Source organism: Thalassospira profundimaris, from assembly GCF_003326795.1.
GTDB classification, from domain to species: Bacteria; Pseudomonadota; Alphaproteobacteria; order Rhodospirillales; family Thalassospiraceae; genus Thalassospira; species Thalassospira profundimaris_C.
In genome coordinates, this window is record NZ_JPWI01000007.1 from 209,171 (window position 1) to 228,968 (window position 19,798).

Sequence of the window (19,798 nt, forward strand, 5' to 3'; positions counted from 1 at the left end):
CGCCGATAAATTAAACACAATGAATGTGTGAAAATTAATTGGACCACAAAATTTTGTGTAAAAATAGAAATCACACTTGCTTTGCGGGGCATTCCATATTACCCATCAAAGCTAAGTGAAATACAATTATAAACACAAAAATTTGTGTTGATATACCGTCAGGAAAGAGAATGCAGCCTAATCTGACCCATCTCCGCCAGCTTGAGGCAGAGAGCATCCATATCATCCGCGAGGTTGCGGCATCGTTTGAACGACCGGTGATGCTTTATTCCATCGGCAAGGATTCATCGGTTCTGCTGCATCTCGCCCGCAAGGCGTTTTATCCGGCACCGCCACCCTTCCCGCTGATGCATGTCGATACCACCTGGAAATTCCGCGAGATGATCGAATTTCGCGACCGGATGGCGGCGGAATACGGCTTTGATCTGATTGTTCATATCAATCAGGACGGTGTTGAACGCGGCATTGGCCCCTTCACCCATGGGTCCAGCCTGCATACAGATGTTATGAAGACGGAATCGCTTAAACAGGCGCTGAACAAATACAAGTTCGATGCGGCCTTTGGCGGTGCCCGCCGTGATGAGGAAAAGGCGCGCGCCAAGGAACGTGTATTTTCGTTCCGGACCGAGACCCATCGCTGGGATCCTAAAAACCAGCGCCCGGAATTGTGGGATATCTATAACGCCCGGATCAATAAAGGCGAAAGCATCCGTGCCTTCCCGATCTCCAACTGGACCGAGCTTGACATCTGGCAATACATCTATCTCGAACAGATCCCGATCGTGCCGCTGTATTATTCGGCAAAACGTCCGGTGGTCGAACGCGATGGCATGCTGATCATGGTTGATGACGACCGCATGCCGCTTAATCCGGGTGAAAAGCCGGAAATGAAGTCGGTGCGTTTCAGAACGCTGGGCTGCTATCCCCTGACCGGTGCCGTTGAGTCCGAGGCAGCCACCCTGCCCGACATTATCCAGGAAATGCTTCTGACCCGTTCAAGCGAACGTCAGGGCCGTATGATTGACCATGACCAGGCCGGGTCGATGGAGAAGAAAAAGCAGGAAGGGTATTTCTGATGGCACACCAGTCCGACCTGATTGCCGAAGATATCCTCGGCTACCTGAAATCGCAGGAAGAAAAAAGCCTTCTGCGTTTCATCACCTGCGGCAGCGTAGATGACGGCAAATCGACCCTGATCGGGCGTTTGCTTTGGGATTCCAAACTGATTTTCGAAGACCAGCTGGCTGCTCTTGAATCTGATAGCCGCAAGGTTGGCACACAGGGCGGCGAGATTGACTTTGCCCTGCTGCTTGATGGTCTGCAGGCCGAACGCGAACAGGGCATCACCATTGATGTGGCCTATCGCTTCTTCTCGACCGACAAGCGCAAATTCATCGTCGCCGATACGCCGGGCCATGAACAATATACCCGCAACATGGCGACCGGTGCCTCGACCGCCGATGTTGCGGTGATCCTGATCGATGCGCGCAAAGGCATCCTGACCCAGACCCGCCGTCACAGCTTCATTACCTCGCTTCTGGGGATCAAGCACGTGGTTCTGGCCGTCAACAAGATGGACCTGATCGATTATGATCGCACCAAATTTGACGAGATCGTTGCCGCCTATCAGGAATTTGCCGCCCAGCTGAATTACAGCTCGATCACTGCGATCCCGCTTTCCGCCCTTCGAGGCGACAACATGATCGAAGCCAGCGCCAATACGCCCTGGTATTCCGGCCCGACGCTGCTTGCCCATCTTGAGACCGTTCAGGTCGAACAGGATGCGATCAACAAACCGTTCCGCCTTCCGGTCCAGTGGGTCAACCGCCCGAACCTTGATTTCCGTGGCTTTTCCGGCACCATTTCATCGGGCCGGGTCAAGCCGGGTGACGAGATTGTCGTCACCGCATCGGGTCAGACCAGCAAGGTCAAGGATATCGTCACCTTCGATGGCAACCTTGAAGAAGCCATTGCCGGTCAGGCGATCACGCTGACCCTTGAAGACGAAATCGACATCTCGCGCGGCGACGTTCTGGCCCCTGTTGAGGCCAAACCGGATTTCGCTGATCAGTTTGAAGCACGCATCATCTGGATGCATGAAGATCACCTTCTGCCCGGTCGCCCCTATATTATTAAAATGGGCGCACAGGTCACCAACGCGCAGATCAGCGACCTGAAATACAAGGTCAATGTCAATACGCTCGAACATGTGGCGGGCAAAACGCTTGAACTCAATGAAGTCGGGATTGCCAATATCTCGACCGACAAGGCACTTGCCTTTGATCCCTATGATGACAACCGTCACTCCGGTCGTTTCATCATCATTGACCGCTTTACCAACGCGACCGTTGGTGCAGGCATGGTCAACCATTCCCTTCGCCGTGCGACCAATATCAAATGGCAGGAAATGGACATCAACAAACAGGCGCGCGCCTATCAGAAAGGCCAGAAATCGGTCATTCTGTGGTTTACCGGCCTATCGGGTGCAGGGAAATCCACCGTGGCCAACCTGGTGGAGAAAAAGCTCCATGCGCTTGGCAAGCATACCTACACCCTTGATGGTGACAATGTCCGTCACGGCCTGAACAAGGATCTTGGCTTTACTGATGCCGATCGCGTCGAAAACATCCGCCGCGTTGGTGAAACCGCCAAGCTGTTTGTCGATGCCGGTGTTATCACGCTGGTCTCCTTTATCTCGCCATTCCGAAGCGAGCGCCAGCTGGCGCGCAGTCTGGTTGGCAAGGACGAGTTCATCGAAGTCTTTATCGATACCCCGCTTGAAGTCTGTGAACAGCGCGACGTCAAGGGCCTTTACAAGAAGGCCCGTGCGGGCGAGATCGCCAACTTTACCGGCATTTCCAGCCCCTATGAGCGTCCGGAAAATGCCGAGATCGTGGTGAACACTTCGGACCAGAGTGCTGAAGAAGCAGCGGAGGCAATCGTCGCCAAGCTTGAAGAGTTCGGCGTTCTGGGTGCCTGGTACCCTGAAATCTGATCCCTGATCTGATCCCTCAACAGATCAGCCGCAAGAAACCCCGGCATATGACGATGCCGGGGTTTCTTGCTTCAAATACAAAGCTTCAATCCAAACAAGTCACTCAACAATGCCCCACCAGTTCGATCAATATGACAGGCGGCCACCTCAAACGGCCGCCTGAAATTTACCTGACATCAAAATCGATATTGGTACCATCACATTTACAAAACTGGCACTGGAATCAGGGGCCAATTTAACCATTCTTGATCTATAACCCTGACGAACAAGGATGTTTCATGAGCTCACCTTACAAGGATAATTTTGGCAAACCGGTTGGTCATCCGGTTGAGAACTGGACTGGATGCAAGCTGCCCCCACGCAGTGACATGACCGGTCAACATGTGATTGTCAGCCCGGTCAACGTTGCGCGCGACGCCCGTCAACTGTTTGATGCCAACAATTCGGCCGCCGACGGATCGCGGTTTACCTATCTCTGGACACATGCCTTTGATGATTTTGACGCTTACCGCGCCTGGCTTGAGGGCATGGTAGCCAATAGCGACCCGATTCTGCATGCCATCATCGACAAATCGACCAATATGGCGGTCGGTGTGGCCGCCTTCATGCGGATTGATGCAACCAATGGCGTGATTGAAGTCGGCAATATCAATTATGCCCCGGCCCTGTCCAAAACCATCGGCGGGACCGAGGCGATGTATCTGATGATGAAGCGTGCCTTTGATGAACTGGGCTATCGCCGCTATGAGTGGAAATGCGACGATCAGAACACCCCCTCTCGCGCCGCCGCCGCCCGATACGGCTTTACCTATGAAGGCACCTTCCGCAATCACATGGTCTATAAGGGACGCAACCGCGACACCGCCTGGTTTTCGATCACCGATGAAGAATGGCCAGCTGTTCGGGCCGGGTTTGAAGCCTGGCTGTCGCCCGATAACTTCGATGAAAATGGCACCCAACGCCATTCACTTCAGGCCCTGATGCACCCTGTCTCGTGATCCGGGGCTCCTCGCTTGGTCTTACGCCGACAAACCCCGCATATGCGGGGTTTGTCGGCTTTACCGATTTAACGATTGATCATCATACCTGGCAGGAAAGTCGCGATTTCCGGCCACACAGTGATAAGCACCAAACCAAACAGCATCAGGAAAAAGAAAGGCAGAGAGGCCTTGGTAATGGTCAGAATGTCACGACCACTCATGCTTTGAAGAACAAACAGGTTAAAACCGACCGGCGGCGTAATCTGCGACATCTCGACAACCAGAACCAGATAGATACCAAACCAGATCGGATCAAGCCCGGCACTCTGGATCATTGGCAAGGCTACGGACGATGTCAGAACGATCATGGATGTGCCCTCAAGGAAACATCCAAGAACGATATAGATCAGTGTCAGGACAACAATCAGCATGTAAGGCGACATGCCCATTTCGTTGATCCAGTTGGTCAGGGCCACCGGAATGCCCGTAAATGCCATTCCAACTGACAGAAACGCAGCCCCCAGAATGATCAAAACAATCATGCATGTGGTTCGGGTTGCCGACATCAGGCTTTCAAAAAAGTCCCGCCCGGAAAATGCCCCCGTCAGCTTTGCAAACCAGGGCGTTCTCGGGGCTCATGCGGATTTTTCAGGTACGGTTACAGCCTTTCGGAAACTGATCCGTCAAGCCGTTAGGAATGACGGTGCGGAAATCGTCATTCTTGGCGGTGCAGTCACCGCAGGCATGAAACAGCAGCTCGAAAATGAAAGCCCGGCCCCCATACTCGAAGGCGTGGATTGCGCCGTCCGGCTGGTCGAACAGTTATGGAACGAGAAATCCGCCCCCAGCCACGACACACGACAGCTTGATGCGCCTTGATGCCCCGGATCAAATTCCGCCCGGCCAGAACACAGCCATGGGTTGATTTAGAAATCCATTCCCGGAACAAAACATGATAGGTTCAAATCGTCCCGGCGCGCCGCCGCAACGGATCAGGAAAGAACCATCATGCCCCGCAACAGCTTGTTCCGGTCTCTTGTCGACCGGGCCAGAATGGCCATCATGATCATCATAGCCCTGCCGGGCCTTGCCAAGGCCGACATCACCCTTCCGATCCCCACGGACGATGATATCATCCGGGTCGAGCTGCACAGCTATAAACAACTTGCCAGCTTCTTTGATGATCTGGGCTATACACCGGAATCATGGAATGCCGGGGAACGGATTATTCCGCGCCTGTTCTTACAAACCATTCCCGGCCAATGGCGTGATGAAATCGCCGACCAGCTTACGGTCACAGCAAAAAAACGCACATTTTTCCGTACCCTTGGTCCACTGACCTTGCTGGCAAACGAAGAAATCGCCTTTCAGCAAAAAGCACTCAGCGATGCGATTGCCAATAACGACACCGCTGTCATTGCCGAACTGGCCGGTCAATATCGCGTCAGTACAGCACCTGATGATCCGGCAACCATTGCTGAATTGCAAAAGCGGATCGCCCCCGTCCCGCCGTCCCTTGCCATGGCGCAAATGGCAATCGAAAGCGGCTGGGGAACATCACGCTTCGCGGCCGAAGGGAACGCGTTGTTCGGACAATGGACCTATGACGGTGAAGGGATCACCCCGGAACAACAGAGAAGCCACCTTGGTGACTATAAGATCGCGGCTTTCAAAACACCGTTCGGCTCGGTCCGGGCCTATATGATCAATCTCAATACCGGTTCGGCCTACGCGGAATTTCGCGATATGCGCGCAGGCATGACTAAACGCAATGAACCGCTTTCGGGGACATCACTTGCCGAAACGCTGACCCGTTATTCAGAACGCGGCAACGTCTATATCAAGGAAATCCAGGCCGTCATCAGACAGAACAATCTGGCCCATGCCGATGAGGCTGTTCTTGAAGACAATCCCTATTATCACCTGATCCCGCAAGACGAATGACCGCCTTCCAACAGTATTTCAAACCTTCTGACGAACTGGTGATTTTGAATTATCCGGTAGCAGAACTATAGTCGGCAAGAAACACGCTAACCGGATGATATCACAATGTTTGACGCTCGCCTGCGCCCCCTGATCGACAAGCCGCTCATTGTGGTTGCCAGAACCCTGTCCGGGACGGGTATTACACCAAACATGATCACCGGATTTGGTTTTGTACTGGGGTTTCTCGGTGCTGCTTGTCTGGCCTTTAAGCTTGATTATGCCGCCCTTGTCCTGATCCTGGCATCAAGAATAATGGATGGACTGGATGGTGCGGTTGCCCGCCATGCCGCCCCGCGATCCCGCCATCCCGGCGCCAAAACCCAGGAAAGCGATCTTGGCGGATATTATGACATCGTTTCTGACTTCCTGTTTTATTCGGGGATTATTCTGGGCTTTGCCATCGGACGCCCCGAACACGCATTAATGGCGGCCTTCCTGATTTTTTGCTTTGTCGGTACGGGGTCGAGTTTTCTGGCCTATGCCATCATTGCCGCCAAGCAAAACCGCAATCATGACAGGCAGGGCAAGAAGAGCTTCTATTTCCTGACCGGTATTACAGAAGGCAGTGAAACCATCCTTGTCCTGTGCCTGATTTGCGTCTTTCCACACTGGTTTCCCCAAATCGCAGCGATCTTTGGTGTGCTTTGCCTGATGACGACATTCGGGCGTGTATTGCAGGCCCGTCGGGACTTCGGATAAGGTCTGTGATCCGCCTCAACGTCTTGAAACATCTTTGGTTCAAAACCATATCGCTGTCATGACACCATGATGCATTACCGACCGTTTTTCATACGCAGTAAGGAACAAGATGCGGCCTCGTTCATTGCTTTCTGCCATCTTTCTTGGGTGTTTCCTCCTCGTTGCCTGTGATCAGACAGGCCCGATCAAGATAGGCTTTATTGCCCAACTGAGCGGACCGGGTTCCGATACCGGCACAGATTCCCTTAATGCCCTGAAACTTGCGGCCCAACAGATCAACAATTCGGGCGGCATCAATAGCAGAATGATTGAAATCATCCCCCGTGATGATGAAAAATCCCCGGAACTTGCACAGAAATTTGTCCGCGAATTCGGCGAACTTGGCGTTGAAGCCATTGTCGGCCCGATCATCAGTTCAATCGGGATGGCGATGCTTCCAGTGATTAACGAGCTTGGCATTGTCACGGTTTCGCCCACAATATCGGCAGCCGAATTTGCCGGATTTCGTGATTATCTGTTTCGTATGAACACAACGACCCGGGAAAATGCGCGTGCTTATGCCAAGCGCAGCATCAGTCTTGGACGCAAACGCGTATCGCTTGCCCTTGATGGCCAGAACGAAGCATTCGCCGACAGCTGGTATCGCGAGTTTCTGTTGGAGTTTGACGAACTTGACGGGCGGGTTATTTCCAAGGTCTGGATCAATAATGATAACGGCACACATGCTGATGCTGCATCCCGGCTTCTTGAAGATGCGCCCGATGCCATTGTCCTGATCACCAACAGTGGCGACAGCGCCACCATGGCAAGGGAAATCCGCAAACTGAATGCGGACATACCGCTTTCCGCTGCCGAATGGGCCGGATCGGATTCCCTGATTGAAGTCGGAGCCGATGCCGTAGAGGGCATGGAACTTATCCAGGCTTATGACCGCTATGACACCAATCCGCGCTTTCAGAAATTCGTCGCTGACTACAGCTTGATGTTTGATCGCGAACCCGGCTATAGCGCCGTCCTGACCTATGACGCGGCAACCATGCTGTTTACCGCTTTAAGCACCAAGCATCCTGACCAGTCTCTTGCCAACGCCATGACCACCTTGCCCCCTCAGACCGGTTTGCATCAGGAATTGATGTTTGACCAGTTTGGCGATGGCAACCGCAACATCTATTTCGTGGTGATTGAGAACGGGAAGTTCATCCGCATACAGTGAAATCGCGCATCACCCAAAACAAAAGCCCTGCAAATGCAGGGCTTTTGTTGATTGCAGACCAGCAGGCAACAAAACCTAGTGGTCGCTTTCTTCAAGGAAATGATCGCCAAGGCCGGTATCATATTCCATGCCTTCCTTGGTCAGAACGATGCTGGCCGGATAACCATCCTTGACCAGACCTTTACGGGCCAGCGCCACCCAGACAGCCGGGTTTTCAAAACCGCTGGCATCACGGGCCGATACCGTGAACTGGCCGACATGCACGTGATCACCATGTGCATGCGGTACACGCAAAAGCGTGCCTTCGCCACTGGCTTCGTCAATCCGGCCCGAATTCGGGTCCTTGGCGATGACCTGCGCCAGCACAAGGGTACGAAGCTGCAAATTATTGAGTTTCAGCGGATTTTTGCGAACGAATGCCATATCTGGTTTCACCCCGGTTTCAATGCGTTATTTGCAAGGACATATCTGTTACTTGGCGCAATGATGCAAGCCCTGTTTTGGTCAATGCCGTTGCAACAATTGCAATGCTTGTTGTCTTAGCCACCCGCCAGCTGCTTACGCAACTTGCGATCCCGCTTGAGATGCCATTCCCGGCTCATCGCCTGCCCGAATGTACGGAACCGTTCGACATAGACCAGTTCCCACTGTCGCCCGCGGGTACTTTTGGCCCCTTTGCCGCTGTTATGGGTTTCAAGGCGCGCCTCGACATCGGTCGACCATCCCACATAAGTCCGGGGCACCTTCACCCGCGCATTTTCACCCGGATCAAAATCCAGTTCGCGCAGCACATAGACAAAGGTGAATGACGCCATTTTCGAAATACCGAGCCTTGCGACTTGGAGATGAATTCGTTTCATGCTGTGGCGAAAACGACTGACTTCGAGAACCGGAGCGCAGCGTACTCAAGTACGTGAGCACCGAAAGCGCAGAAGTCAGTCGTTTGCAGCCCGGCATGGGACGAATTAAAGGGTGGAGTTGAAGGCTCCGCCATCGAGCAAGACATTCTGCCCGACCATAAATTTCGCATGTTCGCTGCACATGAAGGCACAGGTCGCACCGAAATCAAGCGGATCGCCAAAACGCCCGGTCGGAAGACCGGCCTGGGTTTTGCTGCGCGCTTCATCAAGGCTGATCCCCTCGGCCTTTGACTTGTTGGTCATCAGCGCATTGATGCGATCGGTATCGTGCTGGCCCGGAAGCAGGTTATTCATGATCACGCCATCTTTGGCAACCTGACGCGAGGTACCCGCGACAAAGCCGGTCAGACCAGCCCGTGCACCGTTCGAAAGACCAAGATGCGGGATCGGCGATTTGACCGAACCCGACGTGATATTAACGATGCGACCCCATTTGCGCGAAATCATGCCTGGCAGAACGGCGGTCGCCAACAGGATCGGGGTCAGCATGTTCGACTGAACAGCCGCTTCCCATTCGGCCTGCCCCCAGTCAGACCAGATGCCCGGAGGCGGGCCACCGGCATTATTTACAAGGATATCGGGCGCATCAACAGCGGCCAGAACCTTGTTACGGCCTTCCTCGGTCGTGATGTCACACGCAACCGTGGTGACATTCACGCCAAACGTATCACGGATATATTCCGCCGTTTCATTAAGCGGCCCTTCGGAACGCGCATTGAGAACAAGATCAACGCCCGCTTCGCCCAGCTTGATCGCGCAACCACGACCAAGTCCCTTGGAAGATGCACAGACAATCGCCTTGCGGCCCTTAATTCCCAGATCCAATGGATCCTCCCATTCTGGAATTCATACAATGGCAGGAATGTAGACCGGCTTTCCCTGTCGGGTCAAACGCCCTTCCACGATTTGGAAACGATTGTTCCAGTTCAATCAAACAGACCGGTTTGGGTGTATTCCGCCCGCTGTGAGGTACCGCACACACAACCCATGACGATCAAAATATCGCTGGAGATTACCAAAAGTTGAGTTAGAGGAATTTTCAAGTAAATACACAGCATAAAAACAAATCATAAGCGTACCGGAACAGCGCAGTTGTCTATCCGGGACATTCGGGCAGAGCTTCACAATGAAATTCGGTTATCTCCGTGGTCTGTTGACCGCGTGGCTTGCGTTGACGGTGACTGACGGCATTCTCAATCCGGTCGCTGCTCGGGATTTATCCGCCCCCAAATGGGGACCGCATATCGACCTTGAAGGCAAGGCAGGCACAGATCGCAACCTTGGCGAAACAGACCTGTTCATTCCCCTGTCACAAGACGACGAAACACTGTTCTTCACCAATCTGCGCGCCCGCATGGATGACAATGACAGCCGCGAAGGCAACTTCGGCCTTGGCGTCCGTCATATGCTTGACAGTGGCTGGAACCTTGGCGGGATTACCTATTTCGACCGCCGAAAAAGCCCCATGGGCAACATGTTCAATCAGCTCACCTTCGGCGCCGAAGCCCTGTCCATGGACTGGGACCTGCGTGCCAACGCCTATGTTCCGGTTGGTCGTACATCACATGATGAAGATAGCCTGAGCACCGCAACCATTTCCGGTGCTTCCATCATTTTTCGTGGCGGCGAGGAACGCTCCCTTGGCGGGTTTGATGCAGAAATCGGATGGCGCGCCCCGCTTTTTGACGAGAATGCTGGTCAGCAATTGCGCCTTTATGGTGGCGGCTATCGCTTTTCCGACGATAAGGCCGGCCTGATTGCAGGCCCCCGTGGAAGGCTTGATCTGACCTTTGACGAAGTCCCGTTCCTTTGGCAGGGCTCGCGCCTTAGCCTTGGTGCCGAAGTGCAGCATGACGATCCGCGCGGCACACAAAGTTTCGCAAGTTTCCGCCTTCGTATTCCGCTTCAGGTCTTTTCCGAACGCAAGGCTGTGCGCCAGAACCTCAGCCCCATTGAAAAACGCATGACCGATCCGGTGATCCGTGACATCGACGTCGTCACCGAGGCAGGCAGCTTCGGCCCGGCTGAAACCGGCGTGACTACAATGTCAGGGGGTGTAATTTCCGTAATTGATAGCGCGTCGACGACCACGGCAAACCTTGCAACAGCCGTTGCCAATGCAGGCGCAAACTCGACCGTCATCCTGCAAGGCAACTATACGGGGATGAACAACGCCAAAATAACGCTTCAATCCGGTCAAACATTGATGGGAAGCGGCACAATGGTCGTAAAATCCCCATCCGGGCGCACGGCGACCGTGACAATGGGGTCGGCCTCCATCTCGGGCACTGGCCAGGTCGCGAGTTCGGTGGCCAGCCTGATCCAGATGGCCAATAACAGTACACTGGACAACATCACCCTTAGCAATACCGCTAACGGAGGAAACGGCATCGCAACCATTCTGGTCAAAGGTGTATCGAATGTCACAATCAAAAACAGCACGTTGACCGCTTCCACAACCGGTAACTCTTCCACACCGATCTTTATTGAATCTGGCTCCAGCAACGTCACAATTACCGGTAATACATTAAGTGCTATTGGCGGCGGGTCCCAACGCGCGGCTGGCGGCGCCATGATGAACGTCGCGAGTAATGTGACATTCTCGAATAACTCGGTATCCGCATCCAACAGTACCGACCTTGTATCACTGTTTGTGAGGGACGTCACAAACCTGTCAGGTTCCGGCAATACCAGAAATGCCGGGAACTGTGTGACTTCCGGCACCAATACCGGTTCTGTCAGCTTTACCGACAACACCACCTGTCCATAAGAAAACGGGCACCAAAATTAAAAGCGCCCGGTGCGATATCCTCGCACCGGGCGCAATCATTTTCAGTCGGTAAGTGTCTTAGCCAAACACTGCGTCATGTGCGTTGACATACCTAACCGCCGCATCCGAGACCTCGGCAACACTCATACCGGGTTTATAGATCCCCGACCCAAGACCAAACCCGTCACAGCCCGCCTTGGCATAGACGCTAAAATCATCCGGCCCAACGCCGCCAACCGCATAAACCGGCATGTTAGCGGGCAAAACCGCACGCATGGCCTTGATTCCCTCTGCCCCGATGATGCTGGCCGGGAAAATCTTTAGCCCGTCGGCCCCGGCCTTGATCGCGGCAAAGCATTCGGTGGGCGTCAAAACACCGGGCCATGATCCCATGCCAAGTTCCTTGGTCTTGGCGATCACTTCAATATCGCAATTGGGCGATACGACAAATTCACCACCGGCCTCTTTGACATTGGCAACATCATTCACCGTCAGGACCGTGCCCGCGCCTATCAGTGCCGCATCCCCCACGGCGTCTTTCATCGCCGCAATGCTTTTAAGCGGTTCGGGCGAGTTCAGCGGCACCTCGATCATGGTGATCCCGGCATCAACCAGCGCACGCACCATATCGACAGCTTCGCTCGGCTTGACCCCGCGCAGGATTGCAATCAGGCGACGGTGTTTTTTTCCCGGCGTGACGGCATCCGTGATTTGTTCTGCAACATATGATGGTGCCATGGTCCTAGATCCTCTCTGATGCGGTCTTTAAGGTATGATAGGCTTGCGTCAAACCGGCAAGGGTAATGGCGGTGCCATCCATCGGGGTGGCCTTATGACCATGGACGCCCAGGGCCGCCTGATAAAGCGATGCCAGCTTTCCTGCCCCGATAAGTGCAATTTCCTCGCCCGGCTGCAAAAGTCCCAGCACATCGGCAATCTCCGCCCCGATGACGGTGCCCGACAGCACGGCACCGCCGGGGGCAACCGCCGCCCCGTCGCGCGCAACAAGGGCGCGTGCGCGTACCGTGAAAAGACTGTGCAGGAAACTGGCCGGTTGCACCTTGGCCGCGCGCACGGCATCGGCAAAGGCCCCGTCATCCCAGCCCTCTTTGACCGAATGACGCAGGATCGAGTTTTGCGATAAAAGCGCAAAGACCTCGCCACTCATATAGGTACGGAAACCGCTGATCTCGCCGTTTGACACCCGCGCCCATTTCGAATGGGTCCCGGGCAAACAGACCCACCCGGCAAAACCCGGATGCGCATCCATAAACCCGACCAGCTGGGTTTCCTCGCCGCGCATGACATCGGCATCATCACGCTGACACAGCCCCGGCAGGATCGACACCAAAATACGAGGATCCCTCACATTTGGTTGTACTGCCCCTTGCGCAAGATCAGACGGCCGTGCCGGTACATCGCAATAGGGCGCCTCAAGCCAGCCCTGCCTGGCCCCGGCCATGCCGCATATCACCACGGGCACCCCACGTGCGTCTGATGGCAACCAAGCGTCTATCAGGCTGATCAGAACGCCTTCAAATGAAAGCTTCTCGTCGCCTGCAATCGCATTCATGCCAAGCGGACTTTGGGTTTCTGCAAGGATGTTCGCGCGATCATCCAGTGCCCAGACGCGCAGATTGGATGTGCCCCAGTCAACTGCGATCCAGCCCGGCACCTGTGTCGGGGTAGCCAAATGATGTGATGAAACCGTCAACGCCCTGCCCTTTGATCTTTGTTCTCGTGATGCTGTGCGGAGCGGTTTGCCTTACCCGTCAAACACCGCATCGCCGGTTTTATATCCTCATACTATTTGCAAGGAACCCGGTCAATCACAGAGCTCTCCATAAAACATCCCAATTAATCGAAAAAATCTATCAAACATACATAAAATAACTATTTCACCTATTATTGTGCCGCTTGTTAGGGTATCCAGAGCGATGGGGAAACCCGTCACTTCGGATTTTGTGACCCGGCGCGTTGCTATCCCTGAGTTGAACATTATCTGCAACATGAAAGCTTCACGTAGAAATACTGGCGCCTTCAGAAGGGTTTTGTTTAAATCATAACCTCAGGGATACGAACCACAGGCCGATACAAGACAGCGGGTCGGGACTTGCTGTCTTGTCATCATGACCTCTGGCGCAAGGCAATACGGGTCAAGGAGCTGTTTTAAGAACATCTCAGCCATTACGGAGAGAGAGAAATGGACGGAAAACATACTGCAGGGAAATGTCCGGTTATGCATGGCGGTCAAACCGCACTGGGCACCACTGTCACCGACTGGTGGCCGAACGCACTGAATTTCGACATTCTGCATCAGCACGACACCAAGGTTAACCCGCTTGGCAAGGATTTCAACTATGCCGAAGAGCTGAAAAAACTTGATGTCGAGGCGCTTAAAAATGACCTCCGCGCCCTGATGAAAGACAGCCAGGACTGGTGGCCGGCCGACTGGGGCAGCTATGTCGGCATGTTTGCCCGCGTTGCATGGCACGCAGCAGGCTCCTACCGTCTGGCCGATGGCCGTGGTGGCGGCGGCACCGGCAACCAGCGTTTCGCACCGCTGAACTCCTGGCCCGATAACGTCAATACCGACAAGGGCCGTCGCCTTCTCTGGCCGATCAAAAAGAAATATGGCAACAAAATCTCCTGGGCCGACCTGATGATTCTTTCAGGCACCATTGCCTATGAAGTTGCCGGTCTGAAAACCTTTGGCTTTGCCTTTGGCCGTGAAGACATCTGGCACCCGGAAAAGGATATTTACTGGGGCGCTGAAAAGGAATGGCTGGCCCCAAGTGACGGTCGTTACGGCGATGTCTCCAAACCCGACACCCTTGAAAACCCGCTTTCGGCCGTTCAGATGGGCCTGATCTATGTGAACCCCGAAGGTGTCAACGGTCAGCCCGACCCGATGAAAACCGCCGCACAGGTGCGTGAAACCTTTGCCCGTATGGCGATGAATGACGAAGAAACCGCCGCCCTGACCGCCGGTGGCCATACCATCGGCAAGGCACATGGCAATGGCGATGCCGCCAACCTTAGCGCCGAACCCGAAGCCGCCGATGTCACCGCACAGGGCATGGGCTGGATGAACACCAAGGGCCGCGGCATTGGCCGTGATACGGTTGTGTCGGGCATCGAAGGTGCCTGGACCAAAAACCCGACCCAGTGGGATATGGGCTGGTTCGATCTGCTGTTCGGCTACGAGTGGGAGCTTAAGAAAAGCCCGGCTGGTGCATGGCAGTGGATGCCAATCGATATCAAGGAAGAAGACATGCCGGTTGACGTCGAAGACCCGTCAATCCGTTGCATGCCGATCATGACCGATGCCGATATGGCGATGAAGGTTGACCCGACCTATAACGCGATCTGCCAGAAATTCATCGCCGATCCGGAATATTTCTCTGACACCTTTGCCCGTGCATGGTTCAAGCTGACCCACCGTGATCTCGGTCCGAAATCCCGTTATCTCGGCCCGGACGTCCCGTCCGAGGACCTGATCTGGCAGGACCCGATCCCGACCGTTGACTATAGCCTGTCGGATGCCGAAATCGCTGATCTCAAGTCCGAGCTTCTGGCATCGGGCCTGACCAGTGCCGAGCTGATCAGCACCGCCTGGGATAGTGCGCGCACTTTCCGCGGCTCGGACATGCGTGGTGGTGCCAATGGGGCGCGCATCCGTCTTGCCCCGCAGAAGGATTGGGAAGGCAATGAGCCCGCCCGCCTTGCCAAGGTTCTCAAAACCCTTGAAGGCATTCAGGCCGGCCTTGCCAAGAAAGTCTCGATTGCCGATCTCATCGTGCTTGGCGGGACCGCAGCGGTTGAAAAGGCCGCCAGGGATGCCGGTGTCAATATCACCGTGCCGTTCGCACCGGGCCGTGGGGACGCCACCGACGCCATGACCGATGCCGCGTCGTTTGACGTGCTCGAACCGCTTGCGGATGGTTTCCGCAACTGGGTGAAGAAGGACTATGTTGTCAGCCCGGAAGAAATGATGCTCGACCGTGCCCAGCTGATGGGCCTGACCGCACCGGAAATGACCGTCCTGGTCGGTGGCATGCGTGCGCTTGACACCAACCATGGCGGCACCAGGCACGGTGTCTTCACCGATCAGGCTGGCAAGCTGACCAACGACTTCTTCGTCAATCTGACCGACATGGCCTATAGCTGGAACCCGGCGGGCGACAACCTTTACAACATCGTTGATCGCAAAACCGGCGCAACCAAATGGACCGCCACCCGCGTCGATCTGGTCTTCGGTTCCAACTCGATCCTGCGCGCCTATGCAGAGGTCTATGCCCAGGACGACAACAAAGAGAAGTTTGTTACGGACTTCGTTGCCGCCTGGACCAAGGTCATGAATGCGGATCGGTTTGATCTCGCCTGAGGCGCTCAGACGCTAGTTTGATTTTGATTGGGGCTTTTGGGCTCTGAAAGAGGAACACCCCCGGTCGAGAGGCTGGGGGTGTTTTTTGTTTCGACCATCAAATTGCTAAAAATAGCTTGCTCAGCCCCATATCAAATACAAATCACACGATGGTAACCTAACGAAACACAATTCCACTTTTAATTTATCTGTGGAAATATTCGGTTACCTTGAGTAGCATCCCTCATCAGGAAAGCTTAATATTAGCAAACTGGTCAAAGTGCTTTTTTTTTGGGGGGGAGATGGAAGCATATGTCTCTGAAATAGTTTCGAGTGTACTGGGCGCGTTTGCAGGTGCTGCAATCAGCGTTCCAATCACTATCCGTTTTTGTCGTAATACAGCTACAGGCAGCGCCACTCAGACAAATCAGTCTGGAGCTACAAGCGGGCAGGATATGGTTGGTCGAGATAAGATTACCGGCAAAGAAAGCTAAGACTCAGTCTAGCCTCGATATTGTGACATAAAATCTGGTTAAGTAAATTGTCTACGAACATCACGAATTCGGATAACGCCTCCAGCGTTAATCAATCTAATGCATCTGCACAAGGTGACATGATTGGGCGCGATAAGATAACCAATACTACAAACCAGTTCGAGCGGCGAAAAAGTCAGATCGAGTCTTGGATGGAAAAACTTGCGCAAGAAATATCCAGCAATGAAAAAACGCAAGAGATGGTTGATAGCCTCCAATACTTTAAGAAGAAGTATTCCGTTGATGGGATAGATGGCCTAGAGAATAAATTAGAACATGCTGGTCGAGGGAAGGAACAGATCGCCAAGGCCCTAATGCGCAAAGAAGAATTCTCAAAACTTTTAGATAAGTACGGACTATATGGATCAGCTCAAGAAATTTTTGCCTTTTTATTATCGAGAGTTGAGCATTTATTTGAAGTTGAGGTAACGCCTCTTATTGGCCATGTGGACGATACAGAGATAGAGAAGCTAATACAACACAAGGTCGTTTCACCTGTGCTAGATGAAATGAGCCAAGGTGTGTTTGCTGTAAATAACAACCATGCCTCTGGCATGGTCTACTGGCTTGCAGAACAGTGCTTCATCAGGTGGCACAAATGATCCAGATTGCATATCATCCCGCATATGACACTTTTCACACAACGTTTAGGGTACTCCGAATTCTGTCATGCATTCCAGAGGAGACCATTAAAGTCGACAAATTAAAAATACTCGATTTTTACATGGCATTTCCGCGACTTACGACAGATATCACGGGTCTTCAACGTCAACACAAGAAGTACAAACTAAATAGTTTTCCAAAACCCTACGGCGAACTTCCCTCACCAATAACCATATTCAATCAAATGGGTCCGATCCAAGATGCCGCGATCCAAACACTTTGTCTTCAAGGCTTTCTCGACTTCGACATAGAGTCATTAATGCATGGAGAGATACAACTTTCCGAACTCGGGATTCCCGAAGCATTGACTGCTTCTATCAGCTTGCGAAATGAAAAAGAAGCGTCGCTCATAGAATACCTAATTGAAGTATTACTCCCCATCCCACTTGATGGACCAAAGGGGTTGAAGGCAAGAACCGGCTTAATGGAATACAGATATGACTATGCTTAGGCCAAATATCGAAATACGGAAACTCGTCGTAAGTGCCAATGGAAGAAGCGTCTTCAGCGCGGACTTTCATAAAGGTTTAAATATTTTACGTGGTGAGAATAGCTCCGGAAAATCTACGATTATGGATTTTCTGTTTTACGGCCTTGGCGGCGACCTTACCGAATGGCGAGAAGCTGCTCTCCAGTGCGACGAAGTCACCACTGAAGTCTTGCTAAATGGAATGCCTGCAACATTTAAGCGAGAAGTTCGCGACACCAGAATGCAACCTATGCGCATTTATGAGGGGCCATTCGCAGAAGCCGATGTATCTTCTTCTGATGGATGGAAAATCTACCCCTACAAAAGAAGCTCTGAAAAAGAGAGCTTTTCGCAAGTTTTGTTCAGATGGCTAGATTTACCCCAAGTCCCAGGGCACGAGACCAGCAACATTACAATGCATCAGTTGCTTCGCCTCATCTACTCAGACCAAGTAACACCAATTCAAAGAATATTCCGGTTAGAAAACACTCCATTTGAACTCCCATTGGTTCGGCAGACCGTAGGCAACATGCTATGCGGCGCCTATGATCGTGGAATGTTTGAAGCCCAGCTTAGACTACGCGATGCAAAGAAAGAATTCGAAAGCTACAACTCTGAACTGAGAAGCATTTACTCGACCCTTGGAACGGTGGCTCACTCTCTAACCTTAGACTGGGTATCCGAACAACGGAAAAACATAAATACCGAAATGCTTGAGGTACAAGACGAGATTGTTACCCTTGAGGAGAAAATCTTTAATGGCGAGGTCAGTGATGGCTTGTCAATCCAAAGTCAGAAAGAAGCATATGAAGCAGTAGTAGATGCGCAGACTAAATTGGCTGAAACACGCTCAGAGTTAGATGAAATTCAATTCGAGATCGCAGACTCGCAACACTACATTGAAAGCCTGATTGAAAAACGAGAATCACTTCAGGATGCTTCGCTAGCAGCGAACGCGCTTGGTGCGGTGTCGTTTTTATATTGTCCGGCTTGCTTTGCACCGATTGAGTCTCCTGACAGTGAGCATCACTGTTCTCTATGCAAGGCTCCCTTTGATCGAGATAAAGCTCAATCAAGAGTTCTAACTCTACTAAATGAAGTTGGACTACAGCTCAAGCAGTCCGAGACGTTGCAACGCTACAGAAAAGAACGAGTTGCACTGCTGGAAAAACAGTTATCCGAAGCTTCCACAAGATGGGAGAGCATAAATAGACGGTACAAGTTAATTAATCGAGTACCGTCGACCGAACTGCGCACACGCGCACGCGAACTCCATCGCAGAGCAGGTTATTTGGAGCGTGAGCTTGAAGACTTAAATGAGAAAGCTGCGTTAATTGGACGCCTAGATGATATCTCCCGGAAAAAAGCGGACGTACAAGCTGAGATATCTATGCTAACGGACCGAATTAGTGCAGGTGAAAAATCAAGCAACCGCAAAGTACAGAGTGCATACAAAGCTATTTCTGAAAACGTAAAATGGCTTCTTAAAAGAGATCTTGCTAGACAAGATACTTTCGAACGAGCTAACCGCATTGAATTCAGTTTTGAAGGCGACTGGCTCAGCGTAAATGGAGAGAGTTATTTCTCGGCCAGCTCAATGGTCTATTTACGCAATAGCTTCTTTGTGGGTTTTTGGAAAGCTTCACTAGAACAAGAAAGCATTAGATATCCGCGATTTTTGTTAATGGATACTATTGAGGACAAAGGCATGGAACCTGCGCGCAGCCATAATTTCCAGAACATATTGGCTGAAATCTCAGAAGCTTCCAACACTGACCATCAGTTAATCTATGCCACTTCAATGATTTCTCCGAAGCTTGCCGATACCGACTATGTAGTCGGAAGGTACTTCACCCACGACAAGCGAACACTAGAACTCAGCTAGTATCTGAACAAAAAGGGAGAGCCCCCTCGAAGGGTTAAGCCGTGGATAGTTTGATACGTATTTCCCTGCGCAGTCTGCGCGCGGCCTATCGGCCGTGCTCGACCTTCCGCTTAAAATCGCTCCACTGGAGCGATTTCTTCACAGCGTCAGCCTTCAAGTTATGAGCACAGGCTCATACCGCAGGAACATCAGAGGTTTGAAGTCTCTTCACGTGATCAAATAGAAAAAGCGGCCCCGCGAGGGACCGCTTTTTCTATTTGGTTGCGGGGAGAGGATTTGAACCTCTGACCTTCAGGTTATGAGCCTGACGAGCTACCGG

Annotated in this window: 19 protein-coding genes; 13 read left to right on the forward strand and 6 right to left on the reverse strand. The window is 52.6% G+C overall.

Features of this window, described 5'->3' with window-relative positions; all coding sequences use genetic code 11:
* Window positions 1-182 precede the first annotated feature (182 nt).
* From cysD to TH30_RS12620, 3 genes are all read left to right on the forward strand, one after another.
* Window positions 183-1,076: a sulfate adenylyltransferase subunit CysD gene (cysD, locus tag TH30_RS12610; protein WP_258548718.1), complete on the forward strand. Its 894-nt coding sequence runs from the start codon at window positions 183-185 to the stop codon at window positions 1,074-1,076.
* Window positions 1,076-2,995: a sulfate adenylyltransferase subunit CysN gene (cysN, locus tag TH30_RS12615; protein ID WP_114098438.1), complete on the forward strand. Its 1,920-nt coding sequence runs from the start codon at window positions 1,076-1,078 to the stop codon at window positions 2,993-2,995. The genes cysD and cysN overlap by 1 nt, the downstream gene beginning before the upstream one ends.
* Window positions 2,996-3,273: 278 nt before the next feature.
* Window positions 3,274-3,993, forward strand: a complete 720-nt coding sequence (locus tag TH30_RS12620) for a GNAT family N-acetyltransferase (protein ID WP_114098439.1) — start codon at window positions 3,274-3,276, stop codon at window positions 3,991-3,993.
* 68 nt (window positions 3,994-4,061) lie between these two features.
* On the opposite strand, the gene TH30_RS12625 is transcribed toward TH30_RS12620, so the two are convergent.
* Window positions 4,062-4,517: a TRAP transporter large permease subunit gene (locus tag TH30_RS12625; protein WP_258548714.1), complete on the reverse strand. Its 456-nt coding sequence runs from the start codon at window positions 4,515-4,517 to the stop codon at window positions 4,062-4,064.
* Here TH30_RS12625 and TH30_RS12630 point away from each other — a divergent pair.
* The 4 genes from TH30_RS12630 (at window position 4,501) to TH30_RS12645 (ending at window position 7,873) form a co-directional block, all read left to right on the forward strand.
* Window positions 4,501-4,854: an aspartate/glutamate racemase family protein gene (locus tag TH30_RS12630; protein WP_181850271.1), complete on the forward strand. Its 354-nt coding sequence runs from the start codon at window positions 4,501-4,503 to the stop codon at window positions 4,852-4,854. The two genes, TH30_RS12625 and TH30_RS12630, sit on opposite strands and share 17 nt — an antisense overlap.
* 129 nt (window positions 4,855-4,983) lie before the next feature.
* Window positions 4,984-5,919 carry a glucosaminidase domain-containing protein gene (locus TH30_RS12635; RefSeq protein WP_114098442.1) on the forward strand — a complete coding sequence of 312 codons (936 nt, stop codon included), beginning with the start codon at window positions 4,984-4,986 and terminating at the stop codon, window positions 5,917-5,919.
* Window positions 5,920-6,024: 105 nt separating this feature from the next.
* The gene (locus TH30_RS12640) at window positions 6,025-6,660 is read left to right on the forward strand and encodes a CDP-alcohol phosphatidyltransferase family protein (protein ID WP_114098443.1); all 636 of its coding nucleotides are present in this window, start codon (window positions 6,025-6,027) and stop codon (window positions 6,658-6,660) included.
* Window positions 6,661-6,769: 109 nt separating this feature from the next.
* Complete coding sequence (locus TH30_RS12645) at window positions 6,770-7,873, forward strand: ABC transporter substrate-binding protein (RefSeq protein WP_114098444.1); 1,104 nt, start codon at window positions 6,770-6,772, stop codon at window positions 7,871-7,873.
* A 75-nt stretch (window positions 7,874-7,948) separates the two neighbouring features.
* Here TH30_RS12645 and TH30_RS12650 read toward each other — a convergent pair whose 3' ends face one another.
* The 3 genes from TH30_RS12650 to TH30_RS12660 form a co-directional block, all read right to left on the reverse strand.
* Complete coding sequence (locus tag TH30_RS12650) at window positions 7,949-8,296, reverse strand: hypothetical protein (RefSeq protein ID WP_114098445.1); 348 nt, start codon at window positions 8,294-8,296, stop codon at window positions 7,949-7,951.
* Window positions 8,297-8,412: 116 nt separating this feature from the next.
* Window positions 8,413-8,688 carry a GIY-YIG nuclease family protein gene (locus TH30_RS12655; protein WP_114098446.1) on the reverse strand — a complete coding sequence of 92 codons (276 nt, stop codon included), beginning with the start codon at window positions 8,686-8,688 and terminating at the stop codon, window positions 8,413-8,415.
* Between the two features lie 150 nt (window positions 8,689-8,838).
* Window positions 8,839-9,618 carry an SDR family oxidoreductase gene (locus TH30_RS12660; RefSeq protein ID WP_114098447.1) on the reverse strand — a complete coding sequence of 260 codons (780 nt, stop codon included), beginning with the start codon at window positions 9,616-9,618 and terminating at the stop codon, window positions 8,839-8,841.
* 301 nt (window positions 9,619-9,919) lie between these two features.
* On the opposite strand from TH30_RS12660, the gene TH30_RS12665 reads away from it, so the two are divergent.
* The gene (locus TH30_RS12665; RefSeq protein ID WP_114098448.1) at window positions 9,920-11,563 is read left to right on the forward strand and encodes an inverse autotransporter beta domain-containing protein; all 1,644 of its coding nucleotides are present in this window, start codon (window positions 9,920-9,922) and stop codon (window positions 11,561-11,563) included.
* Window positions 11,564-11,641: 78 nt separating this feature from the next.
* On the opposite strand, the gene TH30_RS12670 is transcribed toward TH30_RS12665, so the two are convergent.
* Both TH30_RS12670 and TH30_RS12675 read right to left on the reverse strand, forming a co-directional pair.
* Entirely contained in the window at window positions 11,642-12,301 is a 660-nt protein-coding gene (locus TH30_RS12670) for a 2-dehydro-3-deoxy-6-phosphogalactonate aldolase (protein ID WP_114098449.1), read from the reverse strand.
* Between the two features lie 4 nt (window positions 12,302-12,305).
* Window positions 12,306-13,277 (reverse strand): 2-dehydro-3-deoxygalactonokinase, encoded by a 972-nt coding sequence (locus tag TH30_RS12675; RefSeq protein ID WP_258548715.1) that lies wholly within the window; start codon window positions 13,275-13,277, stop codon window positions 12,306-12,308.
* 489 nt (window positions 13,278-13,766) lie between these two features.
* Here TH30_RS12675 and katG point away from each other — a divergent pair, with 489 nt between their 5' ends.
* The 5 genes from katG (at window position 13,767) to TH30_RS12695 (ending at window position 19,479) form a co-directional block, all read left to right on the forward strand.
* Complete coding sequence (katG, locus tag TH30_RS12680) at window positions 13,767-15,950, forward strand: catalase/peroxidase HPI (RefSeq protein ID WP_114098451.1); 2,184 nt, start codon at window positions 13,767-13,769, stop codon at window positions 15,948-15,950.
* A gap of 281 nt (window positions 15,951-16,231) precedes the next feature.
* Complete coding sequence (locus TH30_RS22110) at window positions 16,232-16,423, forward strand: hypothetical protein (RefSeq protein ID WP_181850268.1); 192 nt, start codon at window positions 16,232-16,234, stop codon at window positions 16,421-16,423.
* Window positions 16,424-16,470: 47 nt separating this feature from the next.
* Window positions 16,471-17,064, forward strand: a complete 594-nt coding sequence (locus TH30_RS12685) for an ABC-three component system protein (protein WP_147251987.1) — start codon at window positions 16,471-16,473, stop codon at window positions 17,062-17,064.
* Window positions 17,061-17,576, forward strand: a complete 516-nt coding sequence (locus tag TH30_RS12690) for an ABC-three component system middle component 5 (protein WP_114098453.1) — start codon at window positions 17,061-17,063, stop codon at window positions 17,574-17,576. The genes TH30_RS12685 and TH30_RS12690 overlap by 4 nt, the downstream gene beginning before the upstream one ends.
* Window positions 17,563-19,479, forward strand: a complete 1,917-nt coding sequence (locus tag TH30_RS12695; RefSeq protein ID WP_114098454.1) for an AAA family ATPase — start codon at window positions 17,563-17,565, stop codon at window positions 19,477-19,479. The genes TH30_RS12690 and TH30_RS12695 overlap by 14 nt, the downstream gene beginning before the upstream one ends.
* Window positions 19,480-19,798 lie beyond the last annotated feature (319 nt).

Coding starts and splice junctions, on each gene's coding strand:
- cysN (WP_114098438.1), top strand. CDS start 1,076: ATGGCACACCAGTCCGACCTGATTGCCGAAGATATCCTCGGCTACCTG.
- TH30_RS12620 (WP_114098439.1), top strand. CDS start 3,274: ATGAGCTCACCTTACAAGGATAATTTTGGCAAACCGGTTGGTCATCCG.
- TH30_RS12630 (WP_181850271.1), top strand. CDS start 4,501: ATGATCAAAACAATCATGCATGTGGTTCGGGTTGCCGACATCAGGCTT.
- TH30_RS12625 (WP_258548714.1), bottom strand. CDS start 4,517: ATGATTGTTTTGATCATTCTGGGGGCTGCGTTTCTGTCAGTTGGAATG.
- TH30_RS12635 (WP_114098442.1), top strand. CDS start 4,984: ATGCCCCGCAACAGCTTGTTCCGGTCTCTTGTCGACCGGGCCAGAATG.
- TH30_RS12640 (WP_114098443.1), top strand. CDS start 6,025: ATGTTTGACGCTCGCCTGCGCCCCCTGATCGACAAGCCGCTCATTGTG.
- TH30_RS12645 (WP_114098444.1), top strand. CDS start 6,770: ATGCGGCCTCGTTCATTGCTTTCTGCCATCTTTCTTGGGTGTTTCCTC.
- TH30_RS12650 (WP_114098445.1), bottom strand. CDS start 8,296: ATGGCATTCGTTCGCAAAAATCCGCTGAAACTCAATAATTTGCAGCTT.
- TH30_RS12655 (WP_114098446.1), bottom strand. CDS start 8,688: ATGGCGTCATTCACCTTTGTCTATGTGCTGCGCGAACTGGATTTTGAT.
- TH30_RS12665 (WP_114098448.1), top strand. CDS start 9,920: ATGAAATTCGGTTATCTCCGTGGTCTGTTGACCGCGTGGCTTGCGTTG.
- TH30_RS12670 (WP_114098449.1), bottom strand. CDS start 12,301: ATGGCACCATCATATGTTGCAGAACAAATCACGGATGCCGTCACGCCG.
- katG (WP_114098451.1), top strand. CDS start 13,767: ATGGACGGAAAACATACTGCAGGGAAATGTCCGGTTATGCATGGCGGT.
- TH30_RS22110 (WP_181850268.1), top strand. CDS start 16,232: ATGGAAGCATATGTCTCTGAAATAGTTTCGAGTGTACTGGGCGCGTTT.
- TH30_RS12690 (WP_114098453.1), top strand. CDS start 17,061: ATGATCCAGATTGCATATCATCCCGCATATGACACTTTTCACACAACG.
- TH30_RS12695 (WP_114098454.1), top strand. CDS start 17,563: ATGACTATGCTTAGGCCAAATATCGAAATACGGAAACTCGTCGTAAGT.